Source organism: Cognatundibacterium luofuense (genome assembly GCF_018139685.1).
Classification (GTDB): Bacteria; Pseudomonadota; Gammaproteobacteria; order Burkholderiales; family Burkholderiaceae_D; genus Undibacterium; species Undibacterium luofuense.
On the sequence record NZ_JAGSPN010000019.1, the window covers coordinates 56,267 to 73,977 of the forward strand.

Consider the following 17,711-nt stretch of genomic DNA (forward strand, 5'->3'; position numbering starts at 1 on the left):
GCCGGACGTACCGGCGTTCAGATCAGTGCAGAAACAGCCACGGCATCGCAGAATGAAAATGCGCTGCCGCCAGAATATACAGATAACAAACAATCGCCGTGACGCTGGCCAGCAAACGGCCCGCCACGGTTTTCGCGCGGCGCAATGCCATCGCACCGGCCACAATATAAATCAGCAGCGCCAGCACTTTGGCCGTCAGCCAGTGTTGCTGCAAAGGATATAAACCGGATAAATAAGCCAGCGTGATCGCTGAACCCAGCAAGACAGTATCAATCAGATGCGGCAACACTCTGACCCAGCCACGGTTTAAACGTGCAGGCTGCGTCCAGCGCCACCATAAACGCAGAAAAAACAGCAGGCCGGTCAGCACGGCGCAGGCCATATGCAAATGTTTGACAGCGAGGTAAGACATAAGCTCCCGTTTCAGAAATCAGACCAGTTCAGATCGGTTCAAATCAACAGCGCGCTTAGCATACTCTGAAATACCTGCGCTTGCTGCTGCGCTTTTGTGACTTGTGGCTTTGCTGTCATACAATAGCCGTTCAGAAAAATGCGTGACGATTTCAACACATAAAGGAAGCGGTTTTCTATGGAAAAGATCACAGTACGGGCTGCCGACGGCGCCAGCGTACACATTGCAGCACAAGGCGCCCACGTCTGTTCCTGGATACCGGCCGGTGGTCAGGAACAATTGTTTCTGAGCAAAACCAGCGAATGGCGCGAAGGCGCTGCAATCCGCGGCGGCGTGCCGGTGATCTTTCCGCAATTCGGCGGACTGGGACACTTACCGAAACACGGCTTTGCCCGCACCGCGCACTGGACACTGCAATCCTGCAGCAACGATGCACAGGGTAAAGGTATCGCGGTATTTGTACTCCAGGATAATGATGCAAGCCGTGCTGTGTGGCCGTATGCATTTACGGCGCAGCTGCGCGTGACGGTACATGCAGATCAGCTGACGATAGCGCTGGAAGTCAGCAATACCGGAACCGAAACCTTTTCCTTTACCGCTGCGCTGCATACCTATTTTGCAGTACAGGATATCGCTGCGGCCAGCCTGCACGGCTTACAGCACTGCCAGTACCGCGACAGCATGAACGGTGGGCAGTTATGCACCGAAACCGCTGACAGCCTGCAAATCACAGCAGAAACCGACAGAATTTACCTGAATACCCCGCCGGAATTACACCTGCAACAGCCGCAGCAAGTGATGCGGATCAAGGCCGAAGGCTTTGCGGATACGGTGGTATGGAACCCGGGAGCCACTGGCGCTGTCAAACTCAGCGATCTGGAGCCGGAAGGCCATCAGCGGATGTTATGCGTGGAAGCAGCAGCCATCGGTCAGCCGGTTGTTCTGGCAGCCGGACAAAGCTGGTGCGGACAACAACAACTGCAGGTGTTACCGGCTACAGACCAGAACTGACCGTCGCTGCAGGTGTTACAGGGACGACGGAACGATCCATTCCGATAATAAAGAAAGCGCAGACCACAAATCTGCCAGTCACAGACCAATACCAAGGACGAGTATGAAATTTTCGAATCTTTCTCTGAGCCCGGTGCTGCGCGCCATGGTGCTCGGCGGCGCCATTTTGTTCACCACCCCTTACAGCCTGGCGGAAAATCTGCCAAAAGGCGTGACGCAGGTCACCACAGTGGAAGGCATTACCGAATACCGCTTGCCGAATGGCCTGCGTGTGTTGCTGATGCCGGATGACAGCAAACCGACCGTGACTGTGAACATGACGTATCTGGTTGGTTCGCGTCACGAAAATTATGGCGAAACCGGGATGGCGCACTTGCTGGAACACTTACTGTTCAAAGGCACACCGAAGAACCAGCATATCGACGACGATTTCAACAAACGCGGTATGCGTTCCAACGGCACCACCAATCTGGACCGCACGAATTACTTTGAACTGTTTCAGGCCAGCGATGACAATCTGAAATGGGCGATTGAAATGGAAGCGGACCGCATGGTCAATTCCTACATCGCCAAGAAAGATCTGGACACCGAAATGACGGTGGTCCGCAATGAATACGAGCGCGGTGAAAATTCCCCGTTCGGCGTTCTGATGAAGCGTATGCAAAGCGTGGCTTACGACTGGCATAACTACGGCAATTCCACCATTGGTAACCGCAGCGATATCGAAAACGTCAAAATCGAAAACCTGCAAGCGTTTTACCGCACTTACTACCAGCCGGACAATGCTGTGCTGCTGGTTGCCGGTAAATTCCAGACTGCCAAAGTGCTGAACTGGATTTCTGATGCCTTCAGCAAAATTCCTAAACCAACCCGCGTACTGCCGAAGCTGTGGACTGTGGAACCAACGCAGGATGGTGAACGCAGTGTGATTGTGCGTCGTAAGGGAGATATTCAGATCGTGATGGTCGGCTATAAAGTGCCGTCCACACTGCATGAAGACCGCGATGCGATCGGTTTTGCCAACAGCGTGCTGACCAGCACTCCGCATGGCCGTCTGCATAAACAACTGGTGGAAACCGGTAAAGTAGCGCAGATTTTCTCTACCTCCGTCGGTAATGTCGATGGTGGCCTGAGCCTGATCGGTGCGGTCGTGAAAAAAGGGGAATCCGTCGAAGCAGCGCGTGATGCACTGCTGGCCGGTATCGAGAATTTCAAAGCTAATCCGCCGACGAAAGAAGAAATCGACCGTATCAAACGCGATTCGCTGAACGGCTTTGAAAAAATGCTCAATAACCACGAATCGATTGGCGTGGCGATGTCGGAATACATTTCCACCGGCGACTGGCGCACACTGTTCAAAGACCGTGACGACACAGAGAAAGTCACAGCAGATCAGGTCAGTGCCGCTGTGAAAAAATACTATGTGCGCGACAACCGCACGGTCGGTATGTTCCTTCCGGAAGACCAGTTACAGCGCGCAGAAATCCCGGCAGCACCGGCGATTGCCGATGTCATGAAAGACTTCAAACCAAAAGCGGCTGCGCTGAGTGGTGAAGCTTTCGATCCGTCTCCGGCGAATATCGATAAACGCACTGAAATCACACAAATCGGCCCGCTGAAAGTCGCGCTGCTGCCGAAGAAAAACCGTGGCGAAACGGTCAATGTATCGATCAGCCTGCACTGGGGTAACGAGCAGAGTCTGCAAGGTAAATCCACTGTCGCCGCGATGACCGGCAGCCTGCTGACCACCGGCACCAGCAAATACAGCCGTGCGCAATTGTCGGATGAAATGTCGCGTCTGAAAATGAGCGGTGGCCTGTACTCGTTCCAGACCACCAAAGAAAATCTGAGCAAGGCGCTGGAACTGGTATCGCATGTGCTGCGCGAAGCGAACTTCCCGGACAATGAATTTGAGCAAGCAAAAAAACGCGCGATTGTGAATCTGGAAGCGTCTGCGAATGAGCCATCGAGCATCGTCAGCCGTGCGATGAATCAGCATTTCAATCCGTATCCGAAAGGCGATATCCGCGCTTTCCGTTCACTGGAAGAATCGCTGGCCGATATCAAAGCACTGACGGTGGAACAGGTACGTGAGTATCACAAAGCGTTCTACGGCGCGTCTGCCGGTGAAATCAGTGTGGTTGGTGACATGGATGTAGCGGCCACCAAAGCAGCGATTGCCAGCGCCTTCGGTAACTGGGAAAGCAAAGCACCGTACCAGCGTCTGATCAGCAAACTGCCGGAAGCGCCTGCGGTCCGCAAAACCTTCAACACACCGGACAAAGAAAACGGCGTGGTCTCCGGCTCCATGAGCTTTGCGATGAATGAAGACCATCCGGATTACGCAGCACTGCGTGTTGCCAACTACATCTTCGGCGGTGCCGGTCTGAATTCGCGTCTGATGGAACGTATCCGCCAGAAAGACGGCCTGTCTTACGGCGGCGGCACCAGCGTCAGTGTGGATGAGCATGAACTGGTCGCACGCTTCTCGCTGTCTGCAACCGCTGCGCCGCAAAATCTGGCCAAGCTGGAAGCCGCGATCAAAGAAGAGCTGCAAAAAGCGCTGAAAGACGGCTTCACAGCGGAAGAACTGGCGAAAGCCAAATCCGGCATGCTGCAGCAACGCGTGCAGGGTCGCACTACAGATGGCGCGCTGGCCGGTGGCTGGAATGGCAATCTGGAACTGGGCCGTACCTGGGCATGGTCGAAAGGCATGGATGACAAGATCGGCGCACTGACTCTGGAACAGGTGAACGCTGCATTCCGCCGTTATATCCAGCCGGAACGCATCAGCTTCTTCATCGCCGGTGACGAAGCCAAGGCCGCTGCCGCAGCAGCTGCAACACCGGCAAAATAAGCCGGACGACGGATGCCGGTTGTGCAGAAATGCCCATCCGGCATTTCCTGAGGCCCGGACTTTCTGCCGACGACCGCCGGATCGCTGTGCTGAACACCGCATTTGAGCTGTTTTCGGAGGCTGGCAGGCAGTTGCAGGACATAAAAAAACCGCGATGCTGAGCATCGCGGTTTTTTGTTTATTTTGCTTTTTTATTGCTGATGCCGGCAACGGCAACAACAACAGCAATAACAGCCTCAGACTCAGCCCTTCCAGCTGCGCTGCAAACCGGTATCGGTATGAATCCAGCCGCCGTTCGAAGTCGCACGGTAGTAGAAACCGACACCTCCCTGACGGAAACTCTGTATCAGTTCGCCCAGCACTTCCTCATGCAGATTCGCAATCCGTATATCAGCCGCCTTGCCATCCATATGCAACGATTTCCGCGCTGCCGGTACGCCCTGCTCAATCAGATGGCGATTGGATTCCGGCGTACGGTAGCCGGACAGAATTTCCAGTGGTTTGGTCATGCCGAAGCGGGCGATATACGCTTGCGTCGCCCACAGGGTTTCCAGCAGCTTGGGATCAATCGGCGCGGATTTTTTGCCATTCACATCGCGCAGGATATGACACAGTTCCTGATACGCGCTGTCGATCACTTCACCGTCTTTCCAGTACAGCAGTTTGCTGCGTTCACCGGATTGCGGACGAATCAGATCCAGCGTGCGTGGTTTGACCCAGAAATCAATATCCAGCGCCTGAGAATCAAATAAATCCGGCGGCGGTGCAAGCTCACCGTTTTTAGGTTTGTCACCGGCAAACACGCGGGTCGTGAATAAACCGGCGGCGGTCAGTGTCAGCGTCTGACGAAGAATCTGGCGTCGTGATGGCATAGCAATCTGAAAGTAAAACAAAACATGCGTCAGTGACCGGTGCAGACCTGCTCCGCAGCGCGCCGGTTTGATGCAGAAAGTATACACGGACAATGCCACTGCCGCTGCGCGCTGGCAAGCATCTGAACCGCATTTTCACGGTATTTCTTCTGCGTTACAGGCTCATCGGCGCTATTTGCAGCTGAATCCGCCGTTTTTGCAATCTGTCGCAAGCCCCTATGCCTGTGCAGCATTTCTCCTTACACTGCAGGCATTAAATTATTATGAAAAGAGTCATCATGTTCAGACCTGTCTCTCTCATCGCCGTTGTCATGGTTTCCCTGCTGACCGCCTGCGAAGTCAAAATAAACGGGGAAGAATTAAAAACCAGCGGCAAAACCGTGACCCAGCCCCTGCAAGCCACCGGCTTTACCAGCGTACGCAATGAAACCTTTTTTGATGTCCGCATCACGCAGGGAACGGAAACGAAAGTGGATATTACCGGCGATGAATTGCTGGTACCGGAACTGGAAGTCAGCGTGGAAAACCAGCAGTTACGTCTGCGCCTGAAAAAGAAAAATTACTCCTTCCACTGGAAACAACGCCCGGGCACCATCAATGTCACCATGCCGGACATCCGCAGTCTGGTACAAGCCGGTTCCGGTGATATCGATCTGCGCAGTCTGAAAAATGAAAAACTGGAAGTCCGCACCGAAGGTTCCGGCGATGTGCGTCTGAGCGGTGAAACGGCAGAACTGGTGCTGACGCATGACAGCAGCAGCGACGTGGATGCTGATACGCTGGCCGTCAAAAAACTGATACTGGACAACAATGGTTCCGGCGATATGAGCCTGGGCACGGTCTCTGCGTCACTGGAAGTACGTAACAGTGGCAGCGGCGATATCACGATCCGCGATGCGCGTGAGATTCCGGCACGTATCACCATCAACGGTTCCGGCAAAGTGGAAGTCCGCGGCCCGTTGCGTACACTGGAATCCGAAACCAATGGTTCCGGCGACCTGCATCTGAACAATGTGAAACTGGACAGCGCACGTGTGCAGATGAACAGTTCCGGCGAGGGCTTTATCTCCGGCAATATTGCGCAGTTACAACTGACAGTCAGCGGTTCCGGTGACTTCCGCACTGAACAATCCGTACTGCAAACTGCCAGTGTCACCATCAACGGTTCCGGCAATGTGCAACTGGGTAATGTGCAGAGCAAGCTGAGCGCCAACATGCATGGTTCCGGCGATTTCACCAGCGCTGCTGATGCCAGCAGTGAACTGGATCTGACACTGACCGGCCCCGGTAACGCCCATTTGCAGGGACAGGCAAAAATCCTGAAGGCACAAATCAGCGGCAGCGGTGATCTGATCGCCAGCGACCTGATGCTGAATACCGCAAATGTGCGTGTTACCGGCAGCAGCGAAGCCCGCGTCAAAGTCCGTCAGGCCAATGGTGACAGCCGTAATGTCACCGTGACCCGCGACGGCGCAGTCTGATTTTTTCTCCCATACGCGCAGATCCGGCCGGATTTGCGCGTCCTTCCTGCAACAAACCCCGCCGCTGTTCCGCTTCCTGCGCCATTCGCACCGATTTTCTTCTACACTGGAACTGATTTACCGCCCATTATCAGGGTACTTTCGCCCGATTTTAGCCCGGTCAGCGCATGCGGAAATTCAGACTGATGCCCTGCAAGACGACACAGGACAGTACACATACAACGTCCTGGCGTCGTGCTGCGCGCTTCGTATTGCGTTCCGGCATCATCATCCTGTCCGGTATCGCAGCGTTTTCCGCTGTCACCGGCATCTACAGCGCGCCAGCCAGTGCAGGCAATCCGCCGGTCACGCTGCTGATCAGTGAAGAAGTGGATTTGCACGGACGGCCTTTGCCGACCTCACCTGCAACCGCGCAGTTGTTTCAGCGCCTCAGCGAAACGACCGGCCTGCAATTCCGTATTCAGCCCTATCCGTGGAAGCGTGCGCTGGAACAGGCGTATGAAGGAGAAGGATTGCTGTTTGGCGCATCCCCGACACCGGAACGCGAACGCAAGCTGCTGTTTTCCGATCCGGTGTATACCGAGCGGGTTTCTATCGTCACACTGTGCGATAAAACCTTTCCGTTCCGGCAGTTACGCGATCTGAAAGGGAAAACGCTGGGGGTGGTCAACGGTACCAGTTACGGCACCGAATTTGACCGGCTCAGCCACAGCCTGTTCACCGTAGAAAACGATACCAGCCGCCTGCCGGGACGCCTGATGAAGCTGACGCAGGGACGTATGGACGGCCTGGTGATCTACACCTACAGTCACGATCAGCAAACCATCGCGAAGCAAATCAATCTGCAGTTTCAGCGTGCGTTTCCATCGGGCCAGTCACCCGCTGCCCGGTTCTGTGTCTTACCGAATCCGGTATCGTCCGTCAGCATCCATTTTGCGATTCGTTATGAATCGGACCGCGGACTGATCCAGAACATCAATCAGGGTTTAAAAAAAATGCAGCAGCAAGGTGTGCTGCAGCAAATTTATCCCTGATCGCTTAACGCAAACCGCGTGCGCGGTAACTGTGGGCCAGCACTAAACGGGTACTGGCGATCAGGCTGTTCAAACCCATCAGCAAAGGCATCAGCTGGTCACCGGCGACCAGCCAGATTTGTCCGGCCGGTGCGCTCTGACGCGTAACGGCAGTCAGTACCGGTTGCACCCACGCTGCTTCCGGCGTCACATCCAGCAGAATATCGCCGTCGCCATTGGTATGCAGATACAGCTCGCCGCCGTGTACCAGCGTAAAGCACACGCCCTGCCCTTCGGATTGCCGCCCTTCCAGCGCTTGCTGTAATTCACGGTTATACAAATCCAGCCAGGCTTCGGCTTCGTTCCAGTCTTCCAGCGGTTGCCAGCGAATATCAGGGAATACTTTTTGTTGCAGGGTTTCAGGCAAAGTCATCTTATTTCACACGGGTAATACGATAGCCACGCTGACGCAGCAAATCCGGAATGCTGCGCGCACCGACCAGATGTCCGGCGCCGACCACCACCAGCACCTGACGACCGGACTGCACCAGCTGTTCAATTTTTTCTGTCATCGTGACATTGCGGTCATCCAGCAAACGCTTCAGCATTTTGTGCGAACCGGCATCACGGGCAGCGCTGGCGGCAAAAATCTGCGCCAGCTTTTGTTCATCACCGCGCACCCATGCCGTCAACAATTGTTCAGTTTCGCGCTTTGCGCTGCCGTCACGCAGGCTATCCAGCGTCTGACTCAGCATTTCATCGGCTTCGGCATCGCTCAGATCCACCAGTTGCTGTATCTGAAACGCCATGCTTTCCAGTTGCTGTAAATCTTTTTTATCTTCACGGGCACGGCGTATCACATACAAATCAATCCCTTGTGCCGCACTGAACTGATCTGAACTGAATAATTGAGAAATCAGTGCAGTCGCCACCACCGGCGCACGCATCATCTGAAAACCGGCAGTCTGCCCGCCGGTCTGCTGCTGCAGTTTTTTCCAGGTCGCCGGACGCAGATGCTGTTCCAGTTTTTCACTGCCCGGATACACCATCATCGGTGCGGCCTGCATCATTGCCTGTGTATCAGACGGATCCGTTTCCACAACGACGGTATCGGCAGCGCGGTAAGCCTGTTCAAAACTATCGGGTAAAGGATAAAAACTTTCACGCGCCAGATGCACGGAACCGAATAAATACAGGGTTTTCTCGCCGGACTGCGCTTTATACAGCACGCCTTTGGCCGGTGTATCCGGCACCGCAGCCTGCGCTGCGCTGAGCCATAAAAACGTCAGTAAAACAAAGCTGCGACGGATGGTTTGCCAGACAGGAGACATCAGTTTTCCTTTCCTTCAGGACGGGGTTGCGCCAGCAGCGCTTTCAGATTGGCCAGCCGCTGTTGCGGACTCAGCACTTCACTTTCTTTCGGAACGGCATCACCTTCATTCAGACGCATTTCTTTAATGAAACGCGAAGGATCGCAATTGATGGTGGTGCCGGCACGCTTACGGCGCTTGCACCAGCTGACATGCAGCGAACGCTGCGCGCGGGTAATGCCGACATACATCAGCCTGCGTTCTTCTTCGATGCGCGCCGCCAGCTTTTCCACCGGCTCATCTTCATCGCCCTTGTGCGGCAGTATGCCTTCTTCCACACCGACCAGAAACACATGCGGATATTCCAGCCCTTTGGATGCATGCAGCGTCGACATCCGCACCGCATCCAGCTCTTCATCTTTACCGTCCAGCATGGTCATCAGCGCCACCATCTGGGTCAGATCCAGCAGGCTGCGGTGATCTTCGTCGCCATCACGTCCGCCGCTGCCTTTGGTTTTCAGCCACTGCGTGAAATCCAGCACGTTCTGCCATTTGTTTTGCGCCGCGCGGTCATCGCCGTTGTCATACAAATGCGCTTCATAATCAATCGCTTCCAGCATCTGATCCAGTAATTCACCGGCATGGCCTTCGCGGTGTGCATGCGCTTCGATACGGTTGATGAATTCACAGAATTCACGCAAAGGCCGCAACTGACGTTCATTCAATTTCGCTTCCAGCCCGCCTTTCATGGCTGCAGCAAACAACGAACACTGCCATTGCCCGGCAAATTCACCGAGCACTTCCAGCGTGGCTTGTCCGACACCGCGTTTCGGCGTGGTAATCGCGCGGATAAACGCCGGATCATCATCTTCATTCGCAATCAGACGCAGATAAGCAATGATGTCTTTGATTTCAGCGCGGTCAAAAAAACTCTGTCCGCCGGAAATCGTGTAAGGAATACGTTCACGGCGCAGCGCCTGTTCTATCACCCGCGCCTGATGGTTGCCGCGATACAGAATCGCGTAATCTGAAAAATTCGCACGGCGTTCAAACTTGTGTGCTGACAACAGCATGGCGATGGTTTCCGCTTCCGCTTCATCATCATGCATGGATAAGACTTTGATCGGATCGCCGAGACCGTGTTCTGACCACAATGATTTTTCAAACAGTTTCGGGTTATTGCCGATGACTGCATTCGCCGCCTGCAGAATACGGGTGGTGGAACGGTAATTCTGTTCCAGTTTAATGATGCGCAGATCAGGAAAATCCACCTGCAGGGTTTTCAGGTTTTCGATGGTCGCGCCGCGCCATGCGTAAATCGCCTGATCATCGTCGCCAACAGCGGTGAACATCGGTTTTTTACCGATGCCGGTCACCAGCAGTTTCACCAGTTCATACTGGCAGGTATTGGTGTCCTGATATTCATCGACCAGCAGATAACGCAAGCGGCGCTGCCATTTATCGCGCACCGCTTCGTTGTGACGGAACAGTTCCACCGGCAGCCGGATCAGATCATCAAAATCCACCGCCTGATACGCTGCCAGCGTTGCCACATAGCTGCGGTAAATACGCGCCGCGCTGTCATCATCCTGACTGGTTGCTTCGCGCAGCGCACGCTCAGGATCGATCATCGCGTTTTTCCACAGCGAAATCTGATTCTGGATGCCGCGTATCACTTGCTTATCGGTGGTGAATGCCAGATCCTGCACCAGCGAAAAACAGTCGTCGCTGGCCATAATCGAAAAGCGGTCCTTCAGACCGAGCGCCTGCGCTTCCTGGCGCAAAATTTTCACGCCCAGCGAGTGAAAGGTCGAGACCGTTAACTGCTTGGCCTGACGCGGCTCTGCCAGCAGTTTGGCCACCCTTTCCTGCATTTCACGCGCCGCTTTATTGGTGAAAGTCAGCGCGGCAATATTGCGCGCATCGTAACCGTGCTTTTCGATCAGATCAGCGATTTTCTGCGTAATCACCCGCGTTTTTCCTGAGCCGGCACCGGCCAGCACCAGGCAAGGGCCATCCATATACTGTACTGCTTCGCGTTGCGGGGGATTGAGTCCGTGTGACATGCGTTTTCTCTCTGACAAGCGGCCTATTCTAGCCCATCCTCTGCGTTTCTCTGCAAAGCATTACAAGCGGCGGGAACTTGGCTGCAATCACAGGGACTAATGCAGCAATAAAGGAGACACCATGACCCGCACCCCGTTCACCCGCCGCCGTCTGTTGCAGAGCCTGAGCGCCGGCCTCGCACTCGGCCCGCTGGCCAGCCTGTCCGCACTGGCACAAAAACCCGTACCACCTGCCCCGCCCAGCCTGCGCGGCTTGTTCACCGCAGATGAAATGCACAGCGCCCACCAGTTGCGCGAGCTGGCCCTGCGTGATAACCGCAGCTACGAAATGCTGGAACGTCTGACCACCGAAGTCGGCGCGCGTCTGGCTGGCAGCGAAGCGGATTTACGTGCGGTGAACTGGGCGGTTGACTTCATGCAAAGTCTGAAGCTGGATAAAGTCTGGAAAGAACCGGTGCAGTATCCGGTCTGGGAACGCATCAGCGAAAGCGCCAGCGTCATCAGCCCGTTCCCGCACAAATTGCAGATTACTGCGCTCGGACACAGTATTTCCACGCCGGAACAAGGCATACAGGCGGACATACTGCGGGTTGCCGATCTGGCCGCTCTGAAAGCCCTGCCTGCCGGTGCGGCGCAGGGAAAAATCGTGTTTATCGACCATAAACTGCGCAAATCGTCGGAATACGGCGATGTGGCTTCCGGTCGTTCACGCGGCGCCTCCGAAGCGGCACGCAAAGGTGCCGTGGCGCTGATCATCCGTTCGGTCGGTACCGACAGCCACCGCCTGCCGCATACCGGCGTCATGCACTATGACGATGGCGCACCGCAGATTCCGGCGGCAGCCATGTCAAATCCGGATGCGGACTTACTGAACCGCATGCTGCAGCGCGGACAGCCGGTGAGACTGGATCTGCGTCTGCAAACCCGCAGCGCACCGGATTTCACTTCTTACAATGTGATCGGCGAATGGCGCGGCACCGAATTGCCGGATGAATATGTGCTGATCGGCGGTCATCTGGATTCCTGGGACCCGGGTACCGGTGCTTTAGATGACGGCGCCGGTTGCATGATCACAGCCGGTGCACTGGATTGTCTGGTCCGGCGCGGCATCCGTCCGCGCCGCAGTATCCGTCTGGTGTTTTATGCCAACGAAGAACAGGGCTTGCTCGGCGGCAAGGCTTACCACGCGGCGCATCAACAGGAAATCAGCCGGATTCAGGCTGCATCGGAAGCGGATTCCGGTCAGGGGCCGGTCAAACGTCTGCGTTCTTATGTACGGCCTGAAGCGCTGGGCATCGTGCGGCAAATGCAGGAAGTGCTGGCACCGCTGGGCGTTGCCGCCGGTGGCAATGACGGGCATCCGGGGCCGGACATGGGCGTGCTGCGCGATGCCGGTGCCGCCAGCTTCAGTCTGGATATGCAGGCCGATGACTATTTCGATTATCACCACACTGCCGACGATACTTTCGACAAAGTCGAACCGGCGCGTATCCGCCAATCCTGCGCTGTGTATGCCGTGTTTGCGTGGATGGCAGCGCAATCGCCGCTGCATTTCGGCTCTGGTCCGGCACTGAAGAAAAGCTGAACTGCGCAGACGGCAGCCAACAGAGTAAACTAGCGTCTTTACGGGTGCCGCGCTCAGGCGCACCCGCACTCTGAAAGGCGTTTATGAAATTCGAACATCTGGTCGCTATCAACGACCTCAGCAATCCTGCGATTCCGGTCATCAGCCGCGCCGAACTGTGGCGCGGTCTGGTGCTGCGTGCAGAAATGCCGAAACTGTTTATCCCGTATCTGGATGATGCACTGATCGAAGACAGAACCGAGGTCAGCATGCAGCGCCGTCTGCGTTACGGCGAACTGGTCGTCACCGATACCGTCACGCTGACGCATCAGCAGCATGTGCATTACGACGTACCGGCACAGGGTGAAATTCCGCCATCCACCATGCGCATGACCATCGAAGAACCGCAGCCACTGGCGCTGTTTGTGCGCTTTGTGTACGACGATCATTTGCCGGACAGCGATGATGCGGAACAGAAAATGATGAATGATTACCGTCGTTCCGCGTATCAGGCGGCGGATGTCGATACGGTGTCGCAGATTCGCCAGCTGGCGGAAAGCGGTCAGTTAGACGGTCATTTCAACGGTTAAGCCTGCGGTTTTCAGCGCAGCGATTTGCGGGTTTGCCTGCGTAAACCCGTGCCAGAGCGTCAGCGCTTCTGGGATAATGCACACACTTCCCCCCACAATCACAGGTGAGATATGGCACGCGCCTCTTCCAGTACCAAAGCAGCAAAACCAGCCGCAACCGCGAAAACCGGCAAAACCGTGAAAGCCGCCGCTCCGCGCAAAACCAAAGCCAAAGCTGTGGCACTGCCAGCGGCGCCGGAACCGTTTCAGGCCAACAGCTTGAAACGCAAACAATTTGCCACCACCGGCGATGCGCACATCCTCGGCGATGTGACGATCACCACGCAGTTAGTGGTCGGCGGCGATTTGCTGATTGACGGCGATCTGATCGCGGAAGAAGTATTTTGTTTGGGCAAGCTGACCGTCACCGGCGATATTCAGGTGCAGTCGCTGTACATCGGTCAGGCACTGGATGCCGGTGGTCATGTGGATGTGGAATTTCTGGTCAAAACCGGTTGCCAGCCGGAATGGATGGCGAATCTGCTGGCAGCGGAAGACAGCGATGACAGCGCGGAGCATTTGCTGGAAAAACTGGTGCATCCAGCGATTCTGGCGCGTCACAGCCATGCCGATGTGATCGGCGGTTTCGGCGATATTCAGTGTCTGGGCTATCTGGCCTGCGGCGATCTGGATTGTCAGGGCAGCGTGCAGCTGGATGAAGATCTGGAAGCCGGTGAAGTTCTGTTTATCGGTGGCCATCTGGCAGCCAGCGCCGTGCATGTGCGCGGTGACTGCAATGTACAGGGTGAGCTGTTTTCGGAATCCGATCTGGATGTAGCAGGCAGCCTGTATGCGGCTGAACTGCAGGCGCAGGGCAATATCCGCGCCGGCAGCTTAGGCACGCAGGGCGATGTGATTGCCTGGGGTTATATCCGTGCTGAAAACGAACTGAGCAGCCTGTTCGGCGAAATCCATGCCGGTCGCTGGATCGGCACCCGTGGCAATCTGTATGCCGCTAAATACATCAAAGCCGGTGAAGCGGTTGTGGCGGAAAAAGGTATGACTTGCGGCAGCGATTACGGCATTTTCGCGGGTTCCATCCTGCCGCGCTCCAAATGGGAAAAACAAGGCTTTATCTCCGCCAGCAGCAAACCGAAGCTGGTACTGTCCGGTGCGTGGGTGGAAAGCAAAAAACTGCGTCAGCTGGATACTGCCGAGAAAAAACGTGCGCCGGAACTGGACTGGGAAATCGCCCGTCAGGCTCGTCACGATATGCTGCAACAGGCTGACTGAGGCTGCGCCGGCTGGTCGCCGTGCAGTCATTCAGGCTGATTCACCTGATCCCAACTGGCCGGAACCGCAAGACAACAACACCGTTTGCGCCAAGCGCAGCGGTGTTTTTTTATTTGCCGTTCGCCAGACTGACCAAGACATCCTCCGCAGCACTGTTTTTTGCCTGAAAACACCTGAAATGCGGACTTAGGCACAGCCATGCGGCGCTCGTCGGCAGAAAGTCCGGACTTCTGAAAACACAGGATGACGATATTTGCACATTCACAGCCGGGACTCCGCAAGATCATGTGCAAAATGCAGGCTGTGAATAAACCGGAATTAATTCACAGGCTCGCAGGTATCAATCAAATCAGAACAGGAAATGATTGCTCAGCGCACACGGCTGGCACGGATCGCTTTGCGCAAGCGCGGGTTGTACAGCATGGCCGGACAATGCCAGACCGCATCGCCGTTTTGCCAGAAGCGCAGTTCCGGCTGGTCGGCAGGCAACACTGACCACAGGCTGTTATCCTGCAAAATCAGCAGCTCGCCATTCGGTGCAATGTTTTGCAGCCAGTAACCGGGGCGGCAGTCTGCAGGGGCTTCGGCATCGGCGGATGGCCGGTAACCGAGCGGTTTGCTATCCCAGATACGGCAGCGCTGGCCTTCGTTTGGCAACACGATTTCGGCACCGGGCGTCAGAAATGGTCCCGGCGACTGAATCATGACCGGACGACCGCGATAACGCCACAGCCCCGCACAACCGGTACCGTGCTCTATCTGAAACGCTTCATGGCTTTGCCGCACGATCACCAGCTTGTTTTCCCCCTGTGCTGCAGAATTCAGCGTGACCCATTCTTCATCCGCCCGCGCAGAACCGGCCAGCATCAGCAGCGACAGACACAACACAAACAAAGAATGCAGAGTGATAGCAGGCATAAGGGGGCAGGGTCGGGATCAGAAACAAAGGGAAAGCAAACAGAACAACGCCATGCTAACGCAGTGCAATCAACAGCGGTTGACCACGCCCGTATCGCCCGCAAACACCGGATAAGCGCCACGCCCTGCCACCAGCATCCGGCAAGCCCTGAACCGGCCTGAAATCCCCTGCAAACCACCCTAAATGCGGCATTCCGCACAGTTTTTCACGGACGTCCGCAGAAACAGTGGCTGTCCGGACAGGTGCTCTGACGAGATCTGCATAAAGCAGGCGATGGCTTTATGTCCGTACTGATCACTCTGAATGTGAGTCTTTGAGCACAGCCATAAAAAAACACCAGCCCGCAGGCTGGTGTTTTCGTTTGCTACCGGGTTTTCCGCTTTTCGTCAGAAGCCGAATCGCAGATCCACATTGAAGCTGTTGGCGCGGTAACCTTTGGCTCCCATCGATCCCAGCCAGCTTGCGTGTGCGACAAAGCCACGGCGGTTCTTCAGATACAACCCGAAGCCCAGCGACTGGATATCTTCCGGCAAGCCAATCACTACTACGTTGTAATTGGTGCTGCTGGCGCCCAGATCGGTGTAGTACATGCTCTGGTTCATCGAGCCGCTGGTGCGGTGACGCCACTGCAGTTTCATCGATGGCGTTAGCTGACCAAAGTCGAAATAGTAGTCTTTCGACAGTGTCAGTCCGCCTGTCACGGCTGTCATCGAGCTGCTGGCTTCATTCATCGTCAGTGCCAGTAAGCTGCCTGTTTCGTTGTACGCATGCAGACGGGTGTACATCCAGTCAAAGCGTCCGAACGGCTGTACATACAGGTCATTTGACAGTTTGACGTCGCGCAGCAGAGCCAGCGATACAAAGCGGGTTTCACCGGTTCTGTCACCTGTCAGCAGCTTCTGGTTCACCTCATCCCAGCGCTGGTTGTCGAAACTCACCTGACCACCACCTGCTGTCACGTCCACAAACCAGTCTTTTTCCGGTTTGTACACGCCGTACAGCGTACCGGACCACAGTCTGGATTTGCTTTCGCTGCCCAGATTGTCCATGGTGGTTTTATCGCGACCGTAACCAACCGATGCACCGACGATCAGTTTCGGATTCCACATCATATCCATACCCACGGTCAGACCGGAGCTGGAGAATTTGACGCGGTTATTGTTATCGCCATCGATACCACCGAAGTCGATATTGCCTGCTGTCCAGATGCCAACTGGTTTGCCACCGATACGGAACCATTCATTATGTTTTGGTTCGGCATTGTCGGCACCGTCTTCACCGGCACGGGCAGTTTCCGGTGTTGCGGCAGGACCGCGAACCGGATTGCTGCGGAATGCACCGCTGCTGCTGGTGTCTTCCGTGGAACCCAGATTGGCGGCAATCTTGTCAGCTGCCATACGGACCATGTTCAGGTTCGGTGCATTCAGGCCGATATCAAACCGGTTTCTGATCGCAAAGTCGTGGTGCAGAACCTGGAAGTGGCTGTGCATATTGGTCAGTTGTGCCTGTACAAAACGCTGGCTGGTGCTGACAGCGGATACTGCAGTGCTCTTCACGACGGCATTATTGGACGGATCCGGACGTTTGCCGACGGTAATGACTACTGCAGTACTGGTGCTGACATCGGTCGTGGCATCGCCGGAATAGCTGGCGGTGATGCTGTGACTGCCGACCGCAAGGTCTTTCGTTACAAAGCTGGCTGTACCGTTATTCAGCGGTACGGTGGCCAGTTTGACTGCGCCATCCATGAAGCTGATGCTGCCGGTGGAACTTGCAGGATTCACGCTGGCACTCAGGGTTACCGGAACGCTTTCCATTACCTGTGTCTGCGTTGCTGCCAGCGACACACTGGATACGGTCAGATTCTGTACCTGTATCGTGATGCTGCCGCTTGCTGCGTTGTAGGTTGCATCCGCCGCTTTGGTAGCAGTTACCACGCAGTTACCTGCTGTTGTACCTGCAGACAATACATTACCGGACAGGCTGCAGTTACCGGATGTCAGTGCCAGTGTGACCGCACCGCTGCCGGAACCGCCTGCAACACTGATCGTTGCTTTGCCGGTGTTTTTGTAAATCGCTGTCTTGTCTGCTGTCAGTACCAGTGCTGCCTGTACATTTTTAACCACGGTCAGGCTGTACGACTGGGTTGCCTGTACGTTCACACCGACTACCGCAGCTTGCGTTGCGGTGATGGTTACTGTGCCTGCAGAAACAGTGGTCACTTTACCTGCTGCATCGACAGTAGCAACCGCCGGATTGCTGCTGGTGTAGGTCACTGCACCGTAGCTGCCGCCGGTTAATGTGGAACTCACTGCATTCGTCAGGCTGTTGCCCAGAATGATTT

General features: G+C 55.4%; 14 protein-coding genes. 7 read left to right on the forward strand and 7 right to left on the reverse strand.

What is annotated here, in order from left to right; all coding sequences use genetic code 11:
- Positions 1–22: 22 nt before the first annotated feature.
- The gene (locus tag KDM89_RS18560) at positions 23–412 is read right to left on the reverse strand and encodes a SirB2 family protein (protein ID WP_212689419.1); all 390 of its coding nucleotides are present in this window, start codon (positions 410–412) and stop codon (positions 23–25) included.
- Between the two features lie 177 nt (positions 413–589).
- Here KDM89_RS18560 and KDM89_RS18565 point away from each other — a divergent pair, with 177 nt between their 5' ends.
- Complete coding sequence (locus KDM89_RS18565) at positions 590–1,423, forward strand: D-hexose-6-phosphate mutarotase (RefSeq protein WP_212689420.1); 834 nt, start codon at positions 590–592, stop codon at positions 1,421–1,423.
- Positions 1,424–1,526: 103 nt separating this feature from the next.
- Complete coding sequence (locus KDM89_RS18570) at positions 1,527–4,280, forward strand: M16 family metallopeptidase (protein WP_212689421.1); 2,754 nt, start codon at positions 1,527–1,529, stop codon at positions 4,278–4,280.
- A gap of 242 nt (positions 4,281–4,522) precedes the next feature.
- On the opposite strand, the gene KDM89_RS18575 is transcribed toward KDM89_RS18570, so the two are convergent.
- Positions 4,523–5,152 carry a YcbK family protein gene (locus KDM89_RS18575; protein WP_212689422.1) on the reverse strand — a complete coding sequence of 210 codons (630 nt, stop codon included), beginning with the start codon at positions 5,150–5,152 and terminating at the stop codon, positions 4,523–4,525.
- Positions 5,153–5,430: 278 nt separating this feature from the next.
- On the opposite strand from KDM89_RS18575, the gene KDM89_RS18580 reads away from it, so the two are divergent.
- Both KDM89_RS18580 and KDM89_RS18585 read left to right on the forward strand, forming a co-directional pair.
- Positions 5,431–6,633 carry a head GIN domain-containing protein gene (locus KDM89_RS18580; protein ID WP_212689423.1) on the forward strand — a complete coding sequence of 401 codons (1,203 nt, stop codon included), beginning with the start codon at positions 5,431–5,433 and terminating at the stop codon, positions 6,631–6,633.
- Positions 6,634–6,818: 185 nt separating this feature from the next.
- Positions 6,819–7,667 carry a substrate-binding periplasmic protein gene (locus tag KDM89_RS18585; protein WP_212689424.1) on the forward strand — a complete coding sequence of 283 codons (849 nt, stop codon included), beginning with the start codon at positions 6,819–6,821 and terminating at the stop codon, positions 7,665–7,667.
- Between the two features lie 4 nt (positions 7,668–7,671).
- On the opposite strand, the gene KDM89_RS18590 is transcribed toward KDM89_RS18585, so the two are convergent.
- Genes KDM89_RS18590 through KDM89_RS18600 form a run of 3 tightly spaced genes read right to left on the reverse strand, consistent with a single transcriptional unit; the run spans position 7,672 to position 11,022 of the window.
- Positions 7,672–8,079 (reverse strand): hypothetical protein, encoded by a 408-nt coding sequence (locus tag KDM89_RS18590; protein ID WP_212689425.1) that lies wholly within the window; start codon positions 8,077–8,079, stop codon positions 7,672–7,674.
- A 1-nt stretch (position 8,080) separates the two neighbouring features.
- The gene (locus KDM89_RS18595; RefSeq protein ID WP_212689426.1) at positions 8,081–8,977 is read right to left on the reverse strand and encodes a TraB/GumN family protein; all 897 of its coding nucleotides are present in this window, start codon (positions 8,975–8,977) and stop codon (positions 8,081–8,083) included.
- On the reverse strand, positions 8,977–11,022 hold the full coding sequence (locus KDM89_RS18600; RefSeq protein WP_212689427.1) for a UvrD-helicase domain-containing protein: 2,046 nt from the start codon (positions 11,020–11,022) through the stop codon (positions 8,977–8,979). Before KDM89_RS18600 ends, KDM89_RS18595 begins: the two co-directional genes overlap by 1 nt.
- A 121-nt stretch (positions 11,023–11,143) precedes the next feature.
- On the opposite strand from KDM89_RS18600, the gene KDM89_RS18605 reads away from it, so the two are divergent.
- The 3 genes from KDM89_RS18605 (at position 11,144) to KDM89_RS18615 (ending at position 14,448) form a co-directional block, all read left to right on the forward strand.
- Positions 11,144–12,607 carry a M20/M25/M40 family metallo-hydrolase gene (locus KDM89_RS18605; protein ID WP_212689428.1) on the forward strand — a complete coding sequence of 488 codons (1,464 nt, stop codon included), beginning with the start codon at positions 11,144–11,146 and terminating at the stop codon, positions 12,605–12,607.
- Between the two features lie 83 nt (positions 12,608–12,690).
- On the forward strand, positions 12,691–13,176 hold the full coding sequence (locus KDM89_RS18610; protein WP_212689429.1) for an SRPBCC family protein: 486 nt from the start codon (positions 12,691–12,693) through the stop codon (positions 13,174–13,176).
- Positions 13,177–13,287: 111 nt separating this feature from the next.
- Positions 13,288–14,448, forward strand: coding sequence for a polymer-forming cytoskeletal protein (locus KDM89_RS18615; RefSeq protein ID WP_212689430.1), 1,161 nt, complete (start codon positions 13,288–13,290; stop codon positions 14,446–14,448).
- A gap of 369 nt (positions 14,449–14,817) precedes the next feature.
- Here the strand turns inward: KDM89_RS18615 and KDM89_RS18620 are convergent, their stop codons facing one another.
- The gene (locus KDM89_RS18620) at positions 14,818–15,366 is read right to left on the reverse strand and encodes a hypothetical protein (RefSeq protein ID WP_212689431.1); all 549 of its coding nucleotides are present in this window, start codon (positions 15,364–15,366) and stop codon (positions 14,818–14,820) included.
- Positions 15,367–15,753: 387 nt separating this feature from the next.
- A partial coding sequence (locus tag KDM89_RS18625) for an autotransporter family protein (protein ID WP_212689432.1) occupies positions 15,754–17,711 on the reverse strand: 1,958 nt, incomplete at its 5' end.